This is a genomic window from Enterobacter sp. EGD-HP1, from assembly GCF_000733275.2.
Taxonomy (GTDB): domain Bacteria; phylum Pseudomonadota; class Gammaproteobacteria; order Enterobacterales; family Enterobacteriaceae; genus Enterobacter.
In genome coordinates this window covers 1-17,337 of the sequence record NZ_AVOP01000033.1, presented here as the reverse complement: position 1 = coordinate 17,337, position 17,337 = coordinate 1, and the positions used below count along the sequence as shown (strand labels likewise).

General features: G+C 55.2%; 17 protein-coding genes. 9 read left to right on the top strand and 8 right to left on the bottom strand.

Going from position 1 to position 17,337, the window contains the following annotated elements; all coding sequences use genetic code 11:
- From dnaE to tilS, 5 genes are all read left to right on the top strand, one after another.
- Nucleotides 1–3,483 (top strand): DNA polymerase III subunit alpha, encoded by a 3,483-nt coding sequence (gene dnaE, locus N037_RS17360; protein WP_032642477.1) that lies wholly within the window; start codon nucleotides 1–3, stop codon nucleotides 3,481–3,483.
- Between the two features lie 12 nt (nucleotides 3,484–3,495).
- Nucleotides 3,496–4,455: an acetyl-CoA carboxylase carboxyl transferase subunit alpha gene (gene accA, locus N037_RS17355; RefSeq protein WP_023334581.1), complete on the top strand. Its 960-nt coding sequence runs from the start codon at nucleotides 3,496–3,498 to the stop codon at nucleotides 4,453–4,455.
- Between the two features lie 100 nt (nucleotides 4,456–4,555).
- Nucleotides 4,556–6,688 (top strand): lysine decarboxylase LdcC, encoded by a 2,133-nt coding sequence (locus N037_RS17350; RefSeq protein WP_032642475.1) that lies wholly within the window; start codon nucleotides 4,556–4,558, stop codon nucleotides 6,686–6,688.
- 65 nt (nucleotides 6,689–6,753) lie between these two features.
- Nucleotides 6,754–7,143, top strand: a complete 390-nt coding sequence (locus N037_RS17345; RefSeq protein WP_032642473.1) for a VOC family protein — start codon at nucleotides 6,754–6,756, stop codon at nucleotides 7,141–7,143.
- Between the two features lie 58 nt (nucleotides 7,144–7,201).
- Nucleotides 7,202–8,491, top strand: coding sequence for a tRNA lysidine(34) synthetase TilS (gene tilS / locus N037_RS17340; RefSeq protein WP_032642471.1), 1,290 nt, complete (start codon nucleotides 7,202–7,204; stop codon nucleotides 8,489–8,491).
- A gap of 28 nt (nucleotides 8,492–8,519) precedes the next feature.
- Here the strand turns inward: tilS and rof are convergent, their stop codons facing one another.
- Nucleotides 8,520–8,780 (bottom strand): Rho-binding antiterminator, encoded by a 261-nt coding sequence (gene rof / locus N037_RS17335; protein ID WP_008501890.1) that lies wholly within the window; start codon nucleotides 8,778–8,780, stop codon nucleotides 8,520–8,522.
- Nucleotides 8,767–8,967 (bottom strand): YaeP family protein, encoded by a 201-nt coding sequence (locus N037_RS24265; protein WP_008501889.1) that lies wholly within the window; start codon nucleotides 8,965–8,967, stop codon nucleotides 8,767–8,769. Before N037_RS24265 ends, rof begins: the two co-directional genes overlap by 14 nt.
- A gap of 196 nt (nucleotides 8,968–9,163) precedes the next feature.
- Between N037_RS24265 and N037_RS17330 the strand changes: the two genes are divergently transcribed.
- Genes N037_RS17330 through nlpE form a run of 3 tightly spaced genes read left to right on the top strand, consistent with a single transcriptional unit; the run spans nucleotide 9,164 to nucleotide 10,861 of the window.
- Nucleotides 9,164–9,709 (top strand): YaeQ family protein, encoded by a 546-nt coding sequence (locus N037_RS17330; RefSeq protein ID WP_032642470.1) that lies wholly within the window; start codon nucleotides 9,164–9,166, stop codon nucleotides 9,707–9,709.
- Entirely contained in the window at nucleotides 9,706–10,128 is a 423-nt protein-coding gene (arfB, locus tag N037_RS17325; protein ID WP_023334585.1) for an alternative ribosome rescue aminoacyl-tRNA hydrolase ArfB, read from the top strand. The genes N037_RS17330 and arfB overlap by 4 nt, the downstream gene beginning before the upstream one ends.
- 34 nt (nucleotides 10,129–10,162) lie before the next feature.
- Nucleotides 10,163–10,861: an envelope stress response activation lipoprotein NlpE gene (gene nlpE, locus N037_RS17320; protein ID WP_023334586.1), complete on the top strand. Its 699-nt coding sequence runs from the start codon at nucleotides 10,163–10,165 to the stop codon at nucleotides 10,859–10,861.
- 46 nt (nucleotides 10,862–10,907) lie between these two features.
- Here nlpE and proS read toward each other — a convergent pair whose 3' ends face one another.
- From proS to metN, 6 genes are all read right to left on the bottom strand, one after another.
- A complete protein-coding gene (gene proS / locus N037_RS17315) occupies nucleotides 10,908–12,626 on the bottom strand; it encodes a proline--tRNA ligase (protein ID WP_032642467.1) in 1,719 nt (572 codons plus the stop codon).
- 112 nt (nucleotides 12,627–12,738) lie between these two features.
- Nucleotides 12,739–13,446, bottom strand: a complete 708-nt coding sequence (tsaA, locus tag N037_RS17310) for a tRNA (N6-threonylcarbamoyladenosine(37)-N6)-methyltransferase TrmO (protein ID WP_023334588.1) — start codon at nucleotides 13,444–13,446, stop codon at nucleotides 12,739–12,741.
- Entirely contained in the window at nucleotides 13,443–13,847 is a 405-nt protein-coding gene (rcsF, locus tag N037_RS17305; RefSeq protein WP_023334589.1) for an Rcs stress response system protein RcsF, read from the bottom strand. Before rcsF ends, tsaA begins: the two co-directional genes overlap by 4 nt.
- 106 nt (nucleotides 13,848–13,953) lie before the next feature.
- On the bottom strand, nucleotides 13,954–14,769 hold the full coding sequence (gene metQ, locus N037_RS17300) for a methionine ABC transporter substrate-binding lipoprotein MetQ (RefSeq protein ID WP_014168729.1): 816 nt from the start codon (nucleotides 14,767–14,769) through the stop codon (nucleotides 13,954–13,956).
- A gap of 40 nt (nucleotides 14,770–14,809) precedes the next feature.
- Nucleotides 14,810–15,463, bottom strand: a complete 654-nt coding sequence (locus N037_RS17295; protein WP_014168730.1) for a methionine ABC transporter permease MetI — start codon at nucleotides 15,461–15,463, stop codon at nucleotides 14,810–14,812.
- Entirely contained in the window at nucleotides 15,456–16,487 is a 1,032-nt protein-coding gene (gene metN, locus N037_RS17290; protein WP_023334590.1) for a methionine ABC transporter ATP-binding protein MetN, read from the bottom strand. Before metN ends, N037_RS17295 begins: the two co-directional genes overlap by 8 nt.
- A 188-nt stretch (nucleotides 16,488–16,675) precedes the next feature.
- On the opposite strand from metN, the gene gmhB reads away from it, so the two are divergent.
- Entirely contained in the window at nucleotides 16,676–17,242 is a 567-nt protein-coding gene (gene gmhB / locus N037_RS17285) for a D-glycero-beta-D-manno-heptose 1,7-bisphosphate 7-phosphatase (protein ID WP_032642465.1), read from the top strand.
- Nucleotides 17,243–17,337: the final 95 nt, after the last annotated feature.

The following is a 17,337-nucleotide window of genomic DNA, read 5'->3' as shown; positions in this document are numbered from 1 at the left end:
ATGGCTGAACCACGTTTCGTACACCTGCGGGTGCATAGCGACTACTCCATGATCGATGGGCTGGCGAAGACCGGGCCGCTGGTAAAAAAGGCGGCCTCCCTTGGCATGCCCGCGCTGGCGATCACCGATTTTACCAATCTGTGTGGCCTGGTGAAGTTCTACGGAACGGCGCACGGCGCGGGGATGAAGCCTATCGTCGGCGCAGATTTTCATGTGCAGAGCGATCTCATCGGCGATGAAATGACGCAAATCTCCGTGCTGGCGATGAACAACACGGGCTATCAAAACCTCACTCTGCTTATTTCAAAAGCCTATCAGCGCGGATACGGTGCGTTGGGCCCGTGGATCGACAGAGACTGGCTGGCTGAGCTCAACGAAGGGCTGCTGCTGATCTCTGGCGGCCGTATGGGCGATGTCGGCAAATGCCTGCTGCGCGGTAACAGCGCGCTGGTGGATCAATGCGTCTCGTTCTATGAAGAGTATTTCCCGGATCGTTATTATCTGGAGCTGATCCGCACCGGTCGCCAGGATGAAGAGAGTTATCTGCATGCGGCGGTCGCACTTGCAGAAGAACGCGGCCTGCCCGTCGTCGCGACAAACGATGTGCGTTTCCTCGAGCCGGGTGATTTTGACGCCCACGAAATTCGCGTGGCGATCCACGATGGCTTCACGCTGGACGATCCTAAACGGCCGCGTAACTACTCCGCTCAACAGTACATGCGCAGTGAGGAGGAGATGTGTGAACTCTTCTCCGATATCCCTGAAGCGCTGGAAAACAGCGTAGAGATTGCCAAGCGCTGTAACGTTACCGTCCGTCTCGGCGAATATTTCCTGCCGCAGTTCCCGACGGGTGATATGACCACGGAAGATTTCCTGGTCATGAAATCAAAAGAAGGTCTGGAAGAGCGTCTGGAATTCCTGTTCCCGGATGAGGCTGTCCGCAAAGAGAAGCGCCCGCCGTACGATGAGCGCCTGGATATTGAACTCCAGGTCATCAACCAGATGGGCTTCCCGGGCTACTTCCTGATCGTAATGGAGTTTATCCAGTGGTCGAAGGATAACGGCGTACCGGTCGGACCGGGGCGTGGCTCCGGTGCAGGATCGCTTGTGGCCTATGCGCTTAAAATTACCGACCTCGATCCGCTGGAGTTTGACCTGCTGTTCGAACGTTTCCTTAACCCGGAACGTGTTTCCATGCCCGACTTTGACGTCGACTTCTGCATGGAGAAACGCGACCAGGTGATCGAGCACGTCGCCGATATGTACGGCCGTGATGCGGTATCGCAGATTATTACGTTCGGTACGATGGCGGCGAAAGCGGTTATCCGTGACGTCGGCCGCGTGCTGGGCCATCCGTACGGGTTTGTCGATCGTATTTCTAAGCTGGTGCCGCCCGATCCGGGAATGACGCTGGCAAAAGCGTTTGAAGCCGAACCTCAGCTGCCGGAAATCTACGAAGCTGACGAAGAAGTGAAAGCGCTGATAGACATGGCGCGCAAGCTGGAAGGCGTCACGCGTAATGCCGGTAAGCATGCGGGGGGCGTAGTTATCGCGCCGACCAAAATTACCGATTTCGCGCCGCTCTACTGCGATGAAGCGGGTGAGCATCCGGTTACTCAGTTTGATAAGAACGACGTGGAATACGCCGGGCTGGTGAAGTTTGACTTCCTCGGCCTGCGTACGCTGACGATCATCGACTGGGCGCTGAAGATGATCAACCCGCGCCGGGAGAAGCAGGGCCTTGAGCCGATAGACATTGCCGCCATCCCGCTGGATGACAAGAAAAGTTTCGACATGCTGCAGCGCTCGGAGACGACAGCCGTCTTCCAGCTTGAATCCCGCGGCATGAAAGATCTGATTAAACGTCTGCAGCCCGACTGCTTCGAAGATATGATCGCACTGGTGGCCCTGTTCCGTCCGGGCCCACTGCAGTCAGGGATGGTAGATAACTTTATCGACCGTAAGCACGGGCGCGAAGAGATTTCGTACCCGGACGTGCAGTGGCAGCATGAAAGCCTGAAGCCGGTACTGGAGCCAACCTACGGCATCATCCTGTACCAGGAACAGGTCATGCAGATTGCGCAGGTGCTCTCTGGCTATACCCTCGGCGGCGCGGACATGCTGCGTCGTGCGATGGGTAAGAAAAAGCCCGAGGAGATGGCCAAGCAGCGCGGCACCTTCGAAGAGGGTGCGAGAAAAAACGGCATTGATGGTGAACTGGCGATCAAGATCTTTGACCTGGTAGAAAAATTCGCCGGGTACGGGTTTAACAAATCCCACTCTGCCGCCTATGCTTTGGTCTCGTATCAAACGCTGTGGCTGAAGGCGCACTATCCTGCTGAGTTTATGGCGGCGGTAATGACGGCCGATATGGACAACACCGAGAAGGTGGTGGGCCTGGTGGACGAGTGCTGGCGCATGGGGCTTAAGATCCTGCCGCCGGATATTAACTCAGGGCTCTACCATTTCCACGTCAACGACGATGGAGAGATCGTTTACGGGATCGGTGCGATCAAAGGCGTGGGTGAAGGTCCGATCGAGGCGATCATCGAAGCGCGTAACAACGGCGGGTATTTCCGCGAGCTGTTCGATCTTTGCGCCCGTACCGATACCAAAAAACTGAACCGCCGCGTGCTGGAAAAACTGATCATGTCCGGCGCGTTTGACAGGCTGGGGCCGCACCGCGCCGCGCTGATGAATTCCCTCGGCGACGCGCTGAAAGCGGCGGATCAGCATGCAAAAGCGGAAGCCATTGGTCAGGCGGATATGTTCGGGGTGCTGGCGGAAGAGCCAGAGCAGATCGAGCAGTCGTATTCCAACTGCCAGCCGTGGCCAGAACAGGTGGTACTGGATGGGGAGCGTGAGACGTTAGGCTTGTACCTGACGGGGCACCCGATCAACCAGTACATCAAAGAAATTGAGCGCTATGTCGGCGGCCACAGGCTTAAAGACATGCATCCGACAGAACGTGGTAAAATCACCACGGCTGCGGGGCTCGTGATTGCCGCAAGGGTTATGGTCACCAAGCGCGGCAATCGTATCGGCATCTGTACGTTGGATGACCGTTCCGGGCGTCTGGAGGTGATGTTGTTCACCGACGCGCTGGATAAATACCAGCAATTGCTGGAAAAAGACCGCATACTTATCGTCAGCGGACAGGTCAGCTTTGATGACTTCAGTGGGGGGCTTAAAATGACCGCCCGCGAAGTGATGGACATTGACGAAGCCCGGGAAAAATATGCTCGCGGGCTTGCTATCTCGCTGACGGACAGGCAAATTGATGACCAGCTTTTAAACCGACTCCGTCAGTCTCTGGAACCCCACCGCTCGGGGACAATTCCAGTACATCTCTACTATCAGAGGGCGGATGCACGTGCGCGGTTGCGCTTTGGTGCAACGTGGCGTGTCTCTCCGAGCGATCGTTTACTGAACGATCTCCGTGGCCTCATTGGTTCGGAGCAGGTGGAACTGGAGTTTGACTAATACAGGAATACTATGAGTCTGAATTTCCTTGATTTCGAACAGCCGATTGCTGAGCTGGAAGCGAAAATCGATTCTCTGACAGCGGTAAGCCGTCAGGATGAAAAACTGGATATTAACATCGACGAAGAAGTGCATCGTCTGCGCGAGAAAAGCGTAGAGCTGACGCGCAAAATCTTTGCCGATCTCGGCGCATGGCAGGTGGCCCAGCTGGCTCGCCATCCACAGCGTCCGTACACCCTGGATTATGTCCGCTTGGCGTTTGACGAATTTGACGAACTGGCAGGCGATCGCGCATATGCTGACGATAAAGCTATCGTTGGCGGTATCGCGCGTCTGGACGGACGCCCGGTGATGATCATTGGTCATCAGAAAGGTCGTGAAACCAAAGAGAAAATCCGTCGTAACTTTGGTATGCCAGCACCAGAAGGCTACCGTAAAGCCCTGCGTCTGATGGAGATGGCTGAGCGTTTCAACATGCCAATCATCACCTTCATCGACACCCCGGGTGCATACCCAGGCGTGGGCGCGGAAGAGCGCGGTCAGTCTGAAGCCATCGCGCGCAACCTGCGCGAGATGTCTCGTCTGAAGGTGCCGGTTATCTGTACCGTTATCGGTGAGGGTGGTTCCGGCGGTGCGCTGGCGATTGGCGTGGGCGATAAAGTGAATATGCTGCAGTACAGCACCTATTCCGTTATCTCCCCGGAAGGCTGTGCGTCCATTCTGTGGAAAAGCGCCGACAAAGCGCCGCTGGCAGCAGAAGCAATGGGCATCATTGCGCCACGCCTGAAAGAGCTTAAGCTGATCGACTCCATCATCCCGGAACCGCTGGGCGGTGCGCATCGTAAGCCGGAAGCGATGGCGGCTTCTCTGAAAGCGCAGCTGCTGGCTGACCTGGCGGATCTGGACGCGCTGAGCAAAGACGATCTGCTCAACCGCCGTTACCAGCGTCTGATGACCTACGGTTACGCGTAAGCTTCACAATTATCTGAAAAGCCGCACACTGTTGCGGCTTTTTTTATACCTGCGGTTTAGCCGGACTATGCTTAGCTAATGTTTTTTAAGGAGGAAGCCCATGAATATCATTGCCGTTATGGGGCCGCACGGCGTCTTTTATAAAGATGAGCCGATTAAGGAGCTGGAGCAAGCCCTGCAGTCGCGCGGGTATCAGCTAATCTGGCCGCACAACAGCGCCGACCTGCTGAAGTTCATCGAGCATAACCCGCGTATCTGCGGCGTGATCTTCGACTGGGACGAATATGATCTCGAACTGTGCAGCGATATCAACAAGCTGAACGAATACCTCCCGCTGTACGCCTTTATTAATACCCACTCCACCATGGACGTCAGCGCCAATGATATGCGTATGGCGCTGTGGTTTTTTGAATATTCCCTCGGCGTGGCGGAAGATATTGCGACCCGCATTCAGCAGTATACCGGCGAATATCTCGATAACATTACCCCACCGTTTACCCGGGCGCTCTTCACCTACGTGAAGGAAGGCAAATATACCTTCTGTACGCCGGGTCATATGGCGGGAACGGCCTATCAAAAAAGTCCGGTGGGCTGCCTGTTCTATGATTTCTTCGGTGGCAACACGCTGAAAGCGGACGTGTCGATTTCAGTCACCGAATTAGGCTCTCTGCTGGATCACACCGGCCCGCACCTGGAGGCCGAAGAGTATATTGCCCGTACCTTTGGCGCCGAGCAGAGCTATATGGTGACCAACGGCACCTCGACCTCGAACAAAATCGTCGGGATGTACGCTGCGCCCGCTGGCAGCACCTTGTTGATTGATCGTAACTGCCATAAGTCGCTGGCACACCTGCTGATGATGAGCGACGTCGTACCGCTCTGGCTATCGCCCACGCGTAACGCGCTCGGTATTCTGGGCGGCATTCCGCGCCGGGAGTTCACCCATGACGCCATTGAAAGTAAGGTCGCGGCAATTCCTGGCGCAAGCTGGCCTGTCCATGCGGTGATCACCAACTCGACCTATGACGGTTTGCTGTACAACACGAACTGGATCAAAGAGACGCTGGACGTGCCGTCGATCCACTTCGACTCCGCATGGGTGCCGTACACCAATTTCCACCCGATTTACGCGGGTAAAAGCGGCATGAGCGGTGAACGCGTGCCGGGTAAAGTGTTCTTCGAAACGCAGTCGACGCATAAAATGCTGGCGGCGTTTTCTCAGGCTTCGCTTATTCACATCAAAGGCGAGTACGACGAAGACACGTTCAACGAAGCCTTTATGATGCATACCACCACCTCACCGAGCTATCCGCTGGTGGCCTCCATTGAAACGGCCGCGGCGATGCTGCGCGGCAATCCGGGCAAACGCCTCATTAATCGTTCGGTAGAACGCGCGCTGCATTTCCGCAAAGAAGTTCAGCGGCTGAAAGATGAAGCCGACGGCTGGTTCTTTGATATCTGGCAGCCGGAAGAGATTGATGAAGCCGAATGCTGGCCCGTCTCCCCCGGCGAAGACTGGCATGGCTTCCGGGATGCCGATGCCGGCCATATGTTCCTCGATCCGGTCAAAGTGACGATCCTGACGCCGGGCATGGATGAGCAGGGCAAGATGGGCGATGCGGGCATTCCGGCCGCGCTGGTGGCGAAATTCCTGGATGAACGTGGCGTGGTGGTGGAGAAAACCGGTCCCTATAACCTGCTGTTCCTGTTCAGCATCGGGATCGACAAAACCCGGGCGATGGGGTTGTTGCGCGGCCTGATGGAGTTTAAGCGCGCCTACGATCTCAACCTGCGGGTGAAAAACATGCTGCCGGATCTCTACGCGGAGGATCCTGACTTCTACCGTAATATGCGCATTCAGGATCTGGCCCAGGGGATCCACAGGCTGATCCGTCAGCACGATCTGCCGCGCCTGATGCTTCAGGCTTTCGATGTATTACCGGAGATGAAGTTTACCCCGCACAAGGCATGGCAGCGCCAGGTGAAAGGGGAGGTCGAAACCGTCGAGCTGGAAAACCTGGTCGGGCGCGTATCGGCCAACATGATCCTGCCTTACCCGCCTGGCGTACCGCTCCTTATGCCGGGAGAGATGATCACCGAAGAGAGTCGGGCCGTGCTCGATTTCCTGCTGATGCTCTGCTCTGTCGGGCGCCATTATCCGGGCTTTGAGACGGATATCCACGGTGCGAAGCGCGACGAGAACGGCGTTTACTGGGTGCGAGTCCTAAAATAAGGGGGACCGCTTGCCAGGCGCGGGTTTTCGGTTGTAACGTTCAGGCATCATAAAAAGGAGAAGCTATGCTGGGTTTAAAAGCTGTTCATCATATTGCGATCATTGCCACCGATTACGCAAAAAGTAAGGCCTTCTACTGCGACATTCTCGGCTTTACGCTGTTGAGCGAGGCGTACCGCGAGGAGCGCGACTCCTGGAAGGGCGACCTGGCGTTAAACGGGCAATATGTGATTGAGCTGTTCTCTTTTCCTTTTCCGCCTGCGCGTCCGTCCCGCCCGGAAGCCTGTGGCCTGCGTCATCTTGCCTTCAGCGTCGATGACCTGGATAGTGCAGTAAAGCATCTGGAAGCGCACGACGTGACGTGCGAAGCGATACGCGTCGATCCGTTCACCGACAAGCGGTTTACCTTTTTCAACGACCCGGACGGCCTGCCGCTGGAGCTTTATCAGCAGTAATAGTTGTCCTGTGTGATAATGCCCGCTCAGTTCGGGCATTTTTTATGTGTAATCTCCTATGACCTCACCCGCTATCGCACAAGCCGTTTCACCGTACCGCCAGCTGCTGGTGGGGTTTAGTGGTGGCCTGGATTCCACCGTGTTGCTGCATCGCCTCAAGTGCTGGCGCGATCGGGAACCTGACGTCCAGCTTCGGGCTATACACATCCACCACGGATTAAGTCCTCACGCAGAGGCGTGGGTGGCACACTGCGAAGCCTTGTGTGCGGCCTGGGCGATCCCGCTCATCGTTGAGCGCGTTGCGATTATGGAGGAAGGGCTGGGCATCGAGGCGCAGGCGCGTAAAGCCCGCTATGCCGCGTTTTCCGGGGCATTACGTACTGGAGAAGCGCTGGTCACGGCCCAGCATCTGGACGATCAGTGTGAAACCTTTCTGCTGGCGCTTAAGCGGGGCAGCGGCCCGGCGGGGCTTTCTGCCATGCCGGCGCGTTCTGAATTTGCCGGCACAACGCTACTGCGTCCGCTGCTTGGCGAGACGCGTGCCTCACTGGAAGCCTGGGCGCGAGAACATCAGCTGAACTGGATCGAAGATGAGAGTAACCAGGATGACGGCTATGACCGTAACTTCCTGCGCCTGCGCGTCCTCCCGCTTTTAGGCGAGCGCTGGCCGCATTTCGCCGACGCGACGGCAAGAAGCGCCATGCTGTGCGCCGAACAGGAGTCGTTGCTGGATGAGCTGCTGAGCGAAGAGCTGGCTGAACTGATTTCTAAAGACGGGGCGCTGGCGATCGCACCGATGAAAGCGATGAGCCCGGTACGTCGGGCCGCGCTGCTACGACGCTGGCTGGCCTCTCATCGCGCCGCGATGCCGTCGCGGGCGATGCTGAGCCGTATCTGGGACGAAGTCGCTCTGGCGCGGGATGATGCTTCCCCGTGCGTCCACCTGAACGGGTTTGAGGTGAGACGCTATAAAGAGGAGCTCTGGTGGATAAAATCCATGCCCTCGCTGACCGATGTGGTGCTCGACTGGCTTTCTCCTTACGCACCGCTGATATTGCCCTGTGAGGCAGGACGCGTCTCTCTCCTGTCGTCTGGTCATGTGCGGCTGCCGAAGCCCGGCGAACCGGTCACCGTGCGCTTTAAGGCCGGCGGCATGCTGCATATCGTCGGGCGCAACGGGGGACGGAAGCTGAAGAAAATATGGCAGGAGTGTAACGTGCCGCCGTGGCTGCGTGACACCACGCCGCTACTGTTCTACGGTGAAACGCTTATCGCTGCGGCGGGGGTGTTCATCACGGAAGAGGGGTGGTCAGAAGAGGGGGGGCGTTTTGAGTGGCAGAAAGCGTAACGGGCAGCCAGGCTGCCCGTTAGTGTCATCAGGATTCGCTCACCACAACGGTGCCGATTTGCGGGTGGCTGAAGCTGGCTATTTTGTCCAGACGCAGCTCACGCGTCGCACCGGCGTCTTCCACTATCAGGTATTCCACATTCTTTCGTGAAACCAGATCGCTGGCTTTCGCCTTCAACACTTCGCCATCTTTTAGCTCCAGCGTCAGTAATAAATGATGCTGGCAGGCGAGTTCGAGGTTGTCATAGTCATCACAATTGATGGGTTGATAAGTATCATTCATCGACATAATCGCTCACCAGTAAATTCGCCGCAGCATACGCTGCTTTTTCCCTGACCGACTCTGAAAGGCTCTCATCAGAGGCCACTTCATTAAGCACTTTCAATACACAGCCCAACGCGTCCGGGACATACCCCAGATCTCCGCTGGCGATTTCCGCATACCGTTTGCGAATTAACTCACAATAATTATTCACATCCCCTCCCGCCAGCGCACTGACTTACTGTGAGATATCATTAAGCCTACGAAGATAAACTCGGTTTAGCAAGGTGACTATACCATACTCATTTAAGCAATATCAGAGCCTTGATAGCGGTGTATTTAACACCCTGTAACAGCCTTTTGCCGCGGTTTTCGCTACAATGTGCGCCTGATTCGAATGGAGTTCTCTCATGGCGCTGAAAGCGACAATTTATAAAGCAGTGGTCAATGTGGCCGATCTGGATCGCAACCAGTTCCTCGACGCGTCGCTTACGCTGGCACGCCACCCCTCCGAAACCCAGGAGCGTATGATGCTGCGCCTGCTGGCGTGGATTAAGTATGCCGACGAGCGACTGCAGTTTACCCGTGGGTTAAGCGCAGAAGACGAGCCTGAAGCCTGGCTGCGCAACGATCATCTGGGTATCGATTTGTGGATCGAACTCGGCCTGCCTGACGAGCGCAGAATTAAAAAGGCCTGCACCCAGTCCGCTGAAGTGGCCTTATTCGCGTATAATCAGCGCGCTGCGGAGATCTGGTGGCAGCAAAACAAGAGCAAGTGCGGACAGTTTAAAAATCTCACGGTCTGGTATCTGGATGATGAGCAGCTGGCGCAGTTGAGCGAGTTTGCCAGCCGGACCATGATTTTGCAGGCGACGATTCAGGATGGCGCCATCTGGCTCTCTGATTCTCAGAATAATCTGGAAATTCATTTAACGGCGTGGCAACCCGCGTCATGATCGTCTTGTCCCGAAACGTCAGCATCCCTGACAGCGAGCTGGAGATCACCGCCATCCGTGCGCAGGGGGCTGGTGGACAGCACGTCAACAAGGCGTCGACGGCTATCCATTTGCGTTTTGACATTCGGGCCTCAAGCCTGCCAGAGTATTATAAAGAAAGCCTGCTTGCCGCCAGTCATCACCTGATCACCAGCGATGGCGTGATGGTGATCAAAGCCCAGGAGTACCGCAGCCAGGAGCTCAACCGGGAAGCGGCGATAGCCAGGCTGGTGGCGGTCATCAAAGAGTTAACGACAGTACAAAAAAGCCGCCGGGCAACGCGGCCAACCCGCGCATCGAAAGAGCGTCGGTTGTCCTCTAAGGCCCAAAAATCCACAGTGAAAGCACTACGCGGTAAAGTTCGTCGCCCGACAGAGTGACGAAAGGGAACACACTTTTCATAAGGAATTCATTGTGAAAAAAGTATTATGGTCAGCGCTGGCAGTAAGTACGCTGTTTGCGCTTTTCGGGTGTAACAACCGCTCCGAAACGCAGGTTTTACAACCCTCGAAAACGGAAGAGTTGAAACCGATGCAGCAAAGCTGGCGCGGCGTATTGCCTTGCGCTGACTGCGAAGGTATTGAAACGTCTCTGTTCCTGCAAAAAGATGGCACCTGGGTGATGAATCAGCGCTATCAGGGCGCTCAAGAGCCTTCTTCGTTTGCGACTTACGGAACATGGGCGCGAACGGCAGAGAAGCTGGTCCTGACGGATACCTCCGGCGAGAAAACTTATTTCCGCGCCAAAGGCGAAGGGATGGAGATGCTCGACCGCGAAGGCAACCCTATTCAGTCCCAGTTCAACTACACGCTGGCACCGGTGAAAGCGGCCCTGCCCGCAACGCCGATGGCAATGCGGGGGATGTACTTCTATATGGCGGATGCGGCGATCTTTACCGACTGCGCAACCGGCAGGAAGGTCAGCGTGGCAAACAATGCGCAGCTTGAACGTGATTACGCTGTGGCACGCGGCAATGACAGCAAGCCGGTATTGCTGACGGTTGACGGTCATTTTACGCTGGAGCCAAACCCGGATAGCGGAGAGATGGTGAAAACTCTGGTGGCAGATAAAGACGCGAAGTTTGTCGCGGGTAAAGACTGTAACAGTAAATAAGCTGACGCTGAGCCATTAAAAAACCCCGCCTGAGCGGGGTTTTTTTTTAGCCTTTGATGGCTTTCACCAGGTAATCAAGAATGTCGCCGGTCTTGATCATCTGTTTTTCGCCGCTGCGACGGTATTTGTATTCAATCTCATCGCTGTCGAGGTTACGGTCGCCGATGACGACGGTGTGCGGGATACCGATCAGTTCCATATCGGCGAACATCACGCCTGGACGCTCTTTACGGTCATCCATCAGCACTACGATACCCTGAGCGCGCAGCTCGGCATACAGCTTCTCGGCCAGCTCCTGCACGCGGTAAGACTTGTGCATGTTCATTGGCAGAATAGCCACCTGGAACGGCGCAATATTGTCCGGCCAGACGATGCCGCGCTCGTCGTAGTTCTGCTCAATTGCCGCAGCCACCACGCGCGTCACCCCGATACCATAGCAACCCATGGTCAGGATCTGGTTACGGCCGTCTTCACCCTGAACAGCGGCGTTCAGCGCGCGAGAGTATTTATCGCCCAACTGGAAGATGTGACCCACTTCGATGCCGCGCTTAATCATCAGGGTACCCTGACCGTCCGGGCTTGGATCGCCTGCAACCACGTTACGGATGTCAGCCACTTCCGGCGTCGCCACGTCGCGATCCCAGTTGATGCCGAAGTAATGTTTACCGTCGATGTTCGCACCTGCAGAGAAGTCGCTCATCGCGGCTACCGTGCGGTCAATGACAACCGGCACCGGCAGGTTAACTGGCCCCAGTGAACCAGGGCCGGCATTGACCACGGCGCGGATTTCCGCTTCCGTCGCGAACGTCAGCGGGCTGGCTACCTGCGGCAGCTTCTCGGCTTTCACTTCGTTCAGTTCGTGGTCGCCACGCACCAGCAGGGCAACCAGCGGGTAAGCGCTCCCTTCGGCGGATTTCACCAGCAGCGTTTTAACCGTTTTTTCAACGGGCAAATTGAACTGCTCAACCAGCTCGGCAATGGTTTTCGCGTTTGGCGTATCAACCAGCGTCATCTCTTGCGTTGCCGCACCGCGTGGTTCTTTTGGCGCCAGCGCTTCTGCAAATTCGATGTTCGCCGCGTAGTCTGAAGAGTCAGAGAAGATCACATCGTCTTCACCGCTCTGCGCCAGTACCTGGAACTCATGGGATGCGCTACCGCCGATGGAGCCGGTATCAGCCTGCACAGCACGGAAATCCAGACCCATGCGGGAGAAGATTTTGCTGTAGGCCGCGTACATTGCGTCGTAAGTCTCTTGCAGCGACTCCTGAGAAGTATGGAAAGAGTAGGCGTCTTTCATCAGGAATTCGCGAGAGCGCATGACGCCGAAACGTGGGCGAACTTCGTCACGGAACTTGGTCTGGATCTGGAAGAAGTTCAGCGGCAGCTGTTTGTAAGAGCTCAGCTCATTACGAATCAGGTCGGTAATGACTTCTTCATGCGTTGGGCCGAGAACGAACGGACGCTCGCCGCGATCGACGAAGCGCAGCAGTTCAGGACCATATTGTTCCCAACGGCCGCTCTCCTGCCACAGGTCAGCGGGCTGAACCACGGGCATGGACACCTCGATAGCACCGGCGTTGTTCATCTCTTCACGCACGATGTTTTCGACTTTTTTCAGGACGCGCACGCCGGTCGGCAGCCAGGTGTATAACCCGGAGGCCAGCTTGCGGATCATCCCGGCGCGCAGCATCAGCTGATGGCTGATCACTTCGGCGTCGGCAGGCGTCTCCTTCAGAGTGGAGAGCAGATATTGGCTAGTACGCATGTTGTTACGGTTCCATTTCGACGATTGGAACAGGCTGAAACACCAGCCTGACACAAAAAAAGTGGTTTAGTTTACCAGTGTGGCAAAGATGCCAAAAGAGAGGAGAACAAAATTACCTGGGTTCAAGGGCAAACACTTCAAAACCTGCCTCAGTGACGCGCCAGCGAACGTTGAAATCGAGCAGCCAGACGGCGTACGTTTTTCCTGCTTCCTCTTCTTTACGGTAGGCCGGACGAGGGTCCTGTGCCAGAACTTCAGTGATGAAATTCCGTAAGCGAGGATAGCGTTTCTCCAGTTGACCGAGCTGCGCGGTTATCTCAGGCGTAAAATAAACAGGCATGTCCGCCTGCGGTGCGTCCTGAGCATAGCTTGCACGCGCGTCCGGGAGCGCTTCAGCGAAAGGCAAATAGGGTTTAATGTCGATTACCGGCGTGCCGTCTACCAGGTCCAGACTACCTAACTCCAGTATCACCCGATCTTTCTGGCAGCGTATGCCTTTCAGTTCAACCAGCGACATGCCAACCGGGTTTGGGCGGAAGGTCGAGCGCGTTGCAAACACGCCCATTCTCGCATTTCCGCCAAGACGAGGAGGACGCACGGTAGGACGCCAGCCGCCTTCCATCGTCTGGTGAAACACGAACACCACCCATAAATGGCTGAAAGCCTCAAGCCCGCGTACTGCATCCGCCTGATTGTATGGCGCTATCAGGTGAAGCTCACCGCTTGCGCTGGTCACAAGACCGGGCTGGCGGGGGACGGCGAATTTCTCTTTATAAGGCGAGTGGATGACGCCTATCTGCTCGAACTGAAATGCACTCATTTCGCCGTGATGTTCAGCGCAGAACCGATGCAAACCGCCTGACGATAGCAGCCCGGCGTGCCGCTGGTGACTTCGCAGCTGTGCAGCAGAACCGCGTTGGCTTTCATTTTTGCGGCATTAATCTGCATACGTTTACGCGCTGTCGGAATATTCGGTGGTGAGTCCTGATTGGTCGCCTGACAGGATTCGCCGCTCACTTCGCCCAGTTCACGGAACGGTTTACCGACGAGTTCGTCTGCTTTAGTGATAATACGAACCGGCGCAGGGCGAACCACTTTCGGTTTCGCAGGCTCGGTTTTTGGCGGGGTTGCCGTGCTTTGAACAGGTTCAACGGGAGATCTGCTTAGCATAGAACAGCCGCCCAGCATGAGTGCTAAAAGACAGATCGGTAAAGCACGCATAATATTTCCTCAATGGATAATCAAAACGTCAGATATTGAATCAGTTGACTGCACAAATGACAAGACGGGCATAAGCCCGTCCTGATGATATTACACTGAGGTGAGATTACCAGCCTTTAACAGCGCCGCCGTTAAACACTTTGTTGGCTTCCTGGTAAACTTCATCAGACTGATAAGCCTGAACGAATTTCTTCACGTTTTCCGCGTCTTTGTTGTCTTCGCGAGTCACGATCAGGTTCACGTACGGGGAGTCTTTATCTTCAACGAAGATACCGTCTTTGGCTGGCGTCAGGCCAATCTGGCTGGCGTAAGTGGTGTTGATAACGGCCAGGGCAATCTGCGCATCGTCCAGAGAACGTGGCAGCTGCGGTGCTTCCAGTTCAACAATTTTCAGATTTTTCGGGTTCTCGGTGACATCCAGAACGGTTGGCAGCAGTCCAACACCATCTTTCAGTTTGATCAGGCCCACTTTCTGCAGCAGCAGCAGGGAGCGGCCAAGGTTAGTTGGGTCGTTAGGGACGGCAACCTGAGAGCCCGGCTGCAGTTCGTCCAGCGATTTAATTTTCTTAGAGTAACCGGCGATTGGATAAACGAAGGTGTTACCCACGCCCACCAGTTTATAGCCGCGATCTTTGATCTGCTGATCCAGGTATGGCTTATGCTGGAAGGCGTTGGCGTCGATATCGCCTTTGCTCAGCGCTTCGTTCGGCAGAACGTAATCGTTGAAGGTCACCAGCTCAACGTCCAGACCGTATTTTTCTTTCGCCACTTTCTGGGCAACTTCAGCAACCTGTTGTTCTGCACCCACGATAACGCCCACTTTAATGTGGTTTGGATCTTTTTCATCCTGACCGCAACCCACCAGTGCCAGAGAGCCGATCAGCGCGCCTACTGCTGCAAAGGTCTTTAATTTAAACGCCATGTTTTATCCTTAACTCGTAGAGTTTGTGTTGTGTGTAACGTTATTTGTGAGTAACGGTCCGGACGATGCGATCGCCAGAGAACTGGATTAGATAAACCAGAACAACCAGCAATACCAGAACGGTATTCATCACGGTAGCGTTATATCCAATATAGCCGTACTGGTAACCAATCTGACCTAAACCGCCAGCGCCAACAGCACCGCCCATTGCGGAATAACCGACCAGCGTGATGAGCGTGATAGTTGCCGCGTTCACCAGGCCTGGCAGTGCTTCCGGGAGCAGGACTTTGCGCACGATCTGCATCGGCGTGGCGCCCATCGCACGTGAGGCTTCGATCAAACCGGTTGGAATTTCCAGCAGGGCGTTTTCCACCATACGGGCGATAAACGGCGCAGCCCCTACGGTCAGCGGAACGATGGCCGCCTGCAGACCGATAGACGTTCCGACGATCACGCGGGTAAACGGAATCATCCACACCAGCAAAATAATGAAGGGAATAGAACGGAATATGTTCACCAGCGCAGAAAGCGTACGGTACAGCTTCGCGTTCTCAATGATTTGACCCGGACGCGTCACGTACAGCAATACGCCGACCGGCAGGCCAATCACAAAACCAAAGAAGCCAGAGACAAAGGTCATTGCCAGCGTTTCCCAAACGCCGCGAACCAGCAGCCACATCATCGGCTCAGACATAACCCAGTACCTCTACTTTTACATGGTGTTCTTGCAGCCAGGCAATCGCGGCCTGGGTTTCTTCTTGTGTACCGTGCATTTCTGTCAGCATGATGCCGAACTTCACGCCACCGGCGTAATCCATCTGCGCGCTGATGATGTTGTTGTTCACGTTAAAGCGACGCGCGGTTTCGGAAAGCAGGGGAGCGTCAACGGACTGACCGGTGAACTCCATGCGCAGCATCGGGACGCTGTCTGCCGTTGGTTCGGTTTTCAGGCGTTCCAGATAATCTTCCGGGATATCCAGATGCAGGGTGGACTGGATGAACTGCTGCGCCAGCGGGGTTTTCGGGTGCGAGAACACTTCACTTACCGTGTCCTGCTCGATCAGCTCACCGTTGCTGATGACCGCCACACAGTCGCAGATGCGTTTCACCACATCCATCTCGTGTGTAATAAGGAGGATCGTCAGGCCCAGACGACGGTTAATATCTTTCAGCAGTTCCAGAATCGAACGTGTGGTTGCCGGATCCAGAGCGCTGGTGGCTTCATCACACAGCAGCACCTTAGGATTGCTTGCCAGCGCGCGGGCAATGGCCACACGCTGTTTTTGCCCACCGGACAGGTTTGCCGGGTAGCTATCATGTTTGTCGCCCAGACCCACAAGGTCGAGCAGCTCGGTGACGCGACGCTTCACTTCTTCTTTTGGCGTGTTATCCAGCTCAAGCGGCAAGGCAACGTTGCCGAACACGGTGCGGGAGGCCAGCAGGTTAAAGTGCTGGAAGATCATGCCAATCTGACGACGCGCTTTGGTGAGTTCTTTCTCTGAGAGGGCGGTAAGTTCCTGGCCGCCAACTTCTACGCTGCCCTGGGTTGGGCGCTCAAGCAGGTTAACACAACGAATCAGCGTGCTTTTACCTGCACCCGATGCGCCAATGACGCCATAAATTTGACCAGCAGGAACATGCAGGCTGACGTTGTTCAGCGCCTGAATGGTTCGGTTCCCCTGCTGGAACACTTTGGTGATATTGGAAAGTTTAATCATTAGATTATTTTTATCGTATGTAAGTTAGCCGTGGCATTTTCTTCTGCCAGATACGGGTGATGACCGTAAACAAAACGGATGTTAAGGCATCCAGACGTCTAAATCAATCCAACTCTGTACGATGAGCACTTTATTGCGCTGCAATTCATGAGATACTAGTCGAACATGCCTTTTTCAGGAGCAAACCGGTGGCAAAATCAGTACCCGCAATTTTTCTCGATCGTGACGGCACTATTAATGTGGATCACGGTTATGTCCATGAGATTGATGAGTTCGAGTTTATCGAGGGCGCAATTGATGCCATGCGCCAGCTGAAAGAGATGGGCTATGCGCTGGTGGTTGTGACGAACCAGTCCGGTATTGCACGCGGTAAATTCACTGAAGCGCAGTTCGAGACGCTGACGGAATGGATGGACTGGTCGCTGGCTGACCGCGGTGTGGATCTTGATGGCATCTACTATTGTCCGCACCATCCGCAAGGAACAGTAGAAGAGTATCGCCAGACCTGTGATTGCCGTAAGCCGCATCCTGGGATGTTCATCTCTGCACAGGAGTTCCTGCACATTGATATGGCTGCTTCTTATATGGTGGGCGATAAACTGGAAGATATGCAGGCAGCAGCAGCAGCGGGTGTAGGGACCAAAATATTAGTTCGCACCGGTAAGCCAGTGACGCCAGAAGCAGAGAGTGCAGCGGATTGGGTGATTAATAGTCTGGCCGATCTACCAAAAGAGATTAAAAAGCACCAAAAATAGCCTTTTTGGCGAAAAGATGAGCGGTTGAAATAAAAATGCATTTTTCCGCTTGTCATTCCTCGGCGGCCCCCTATAATGCGCCTCCATCGACACGA

Bases quoted from the DNA above. Each gene is read 5' to 3' on its own strand.
- dnaE (WP_032642477.1), top strand. From the start codon at position 1: ATGGCTGAACCACGTTTCGTACACCTGCGGGTGCATAGCGACTACTCC.
- accA (WP_023334581.1), top strand. From the start codon at position 3,496: ATGAGTCTGAATTTCCTTGATTTCGAACAGCCGATTGCTGAGCTGGAA.
- N037_RS17350 (WP_032642475.1), top strand. From the start codon at position 4,556: ATGAATATCATTGCCGTTATGGGGCCGCACGGCGTCTTTTATAAAGAT.
- N037_RS17345 (WP_032642473.1), top strand. From the start codon at position 6,754: ATGCTGGGTTTAAAAGCTGTTCATCATATTGCGATCATTGCCACCGAT.
- tilS (WP_032642471.1), top strand. From the start codon at position 7,202: ATGACCTCACCCGCTATCGCACAAGCCGTTTCACCGTACCGCCAGCTG.
- rof (WP_008501890.1), bottom strand. From the start codon at position 8,780: ATGTCGATGAATGATACTTATCAACCCATCAATTGTGATGACTATGAC.
- N037_RS17330 (WP_032642470.1), top strand. From the start codon at position 9,164: ATGGCGCTGAAAGCGACAATTTATAAAGCAGTGGTCAATGTGGCCGAT.
- arfB (WP_023334585.1), top strand. From the start codon at position 9,706: ATGATCGTCTTGTCCCGAAACGTCAGCATCCCTGACAGCGAGCTGGAG.
- proS (WP_032642467.1), bottom strand. From the start codon at position 12,626: ATGCGTACTAGCCAATATCTGCTCTCCACTCTGAAGGAGACGCCTGCC.
- tsaA (WP_023334588.1), bottom strand. From the start codon at position 13,446: ATGAGTGCATTTCAGTTCGAGCAGATAGGCGTCATCCACTCGCCTTAT.
- rcsF (WP_023334589.1), bottom strand. From the start codon at position 13,847: ATGCGTGCTTTACCGATCTGTCTTTTAGCACTCATGCTGGGCGGCTGT.
- metQ (WP_014168729.1), bottom strand. From the start codon at position 14,769: ATGGCGTTTAAATTAAAGACCTTTGCAGCAGTAGGCGCGCTGATCGGC.
- N037_RS17295 (WP_014168730.1), bottom strand. From the start codon at position 15,463: ATGTCTGAGCCGATGATGTGGCTGCTGGTTCGCGGCGTTTGGGAAACG.
- metN (WP_023334590.1), bottom strand. From the start codon at position 16,487: ATGATTAAACTTTCCAATATCACCAAAGTGTTCCAGCAGGGGAACCGA.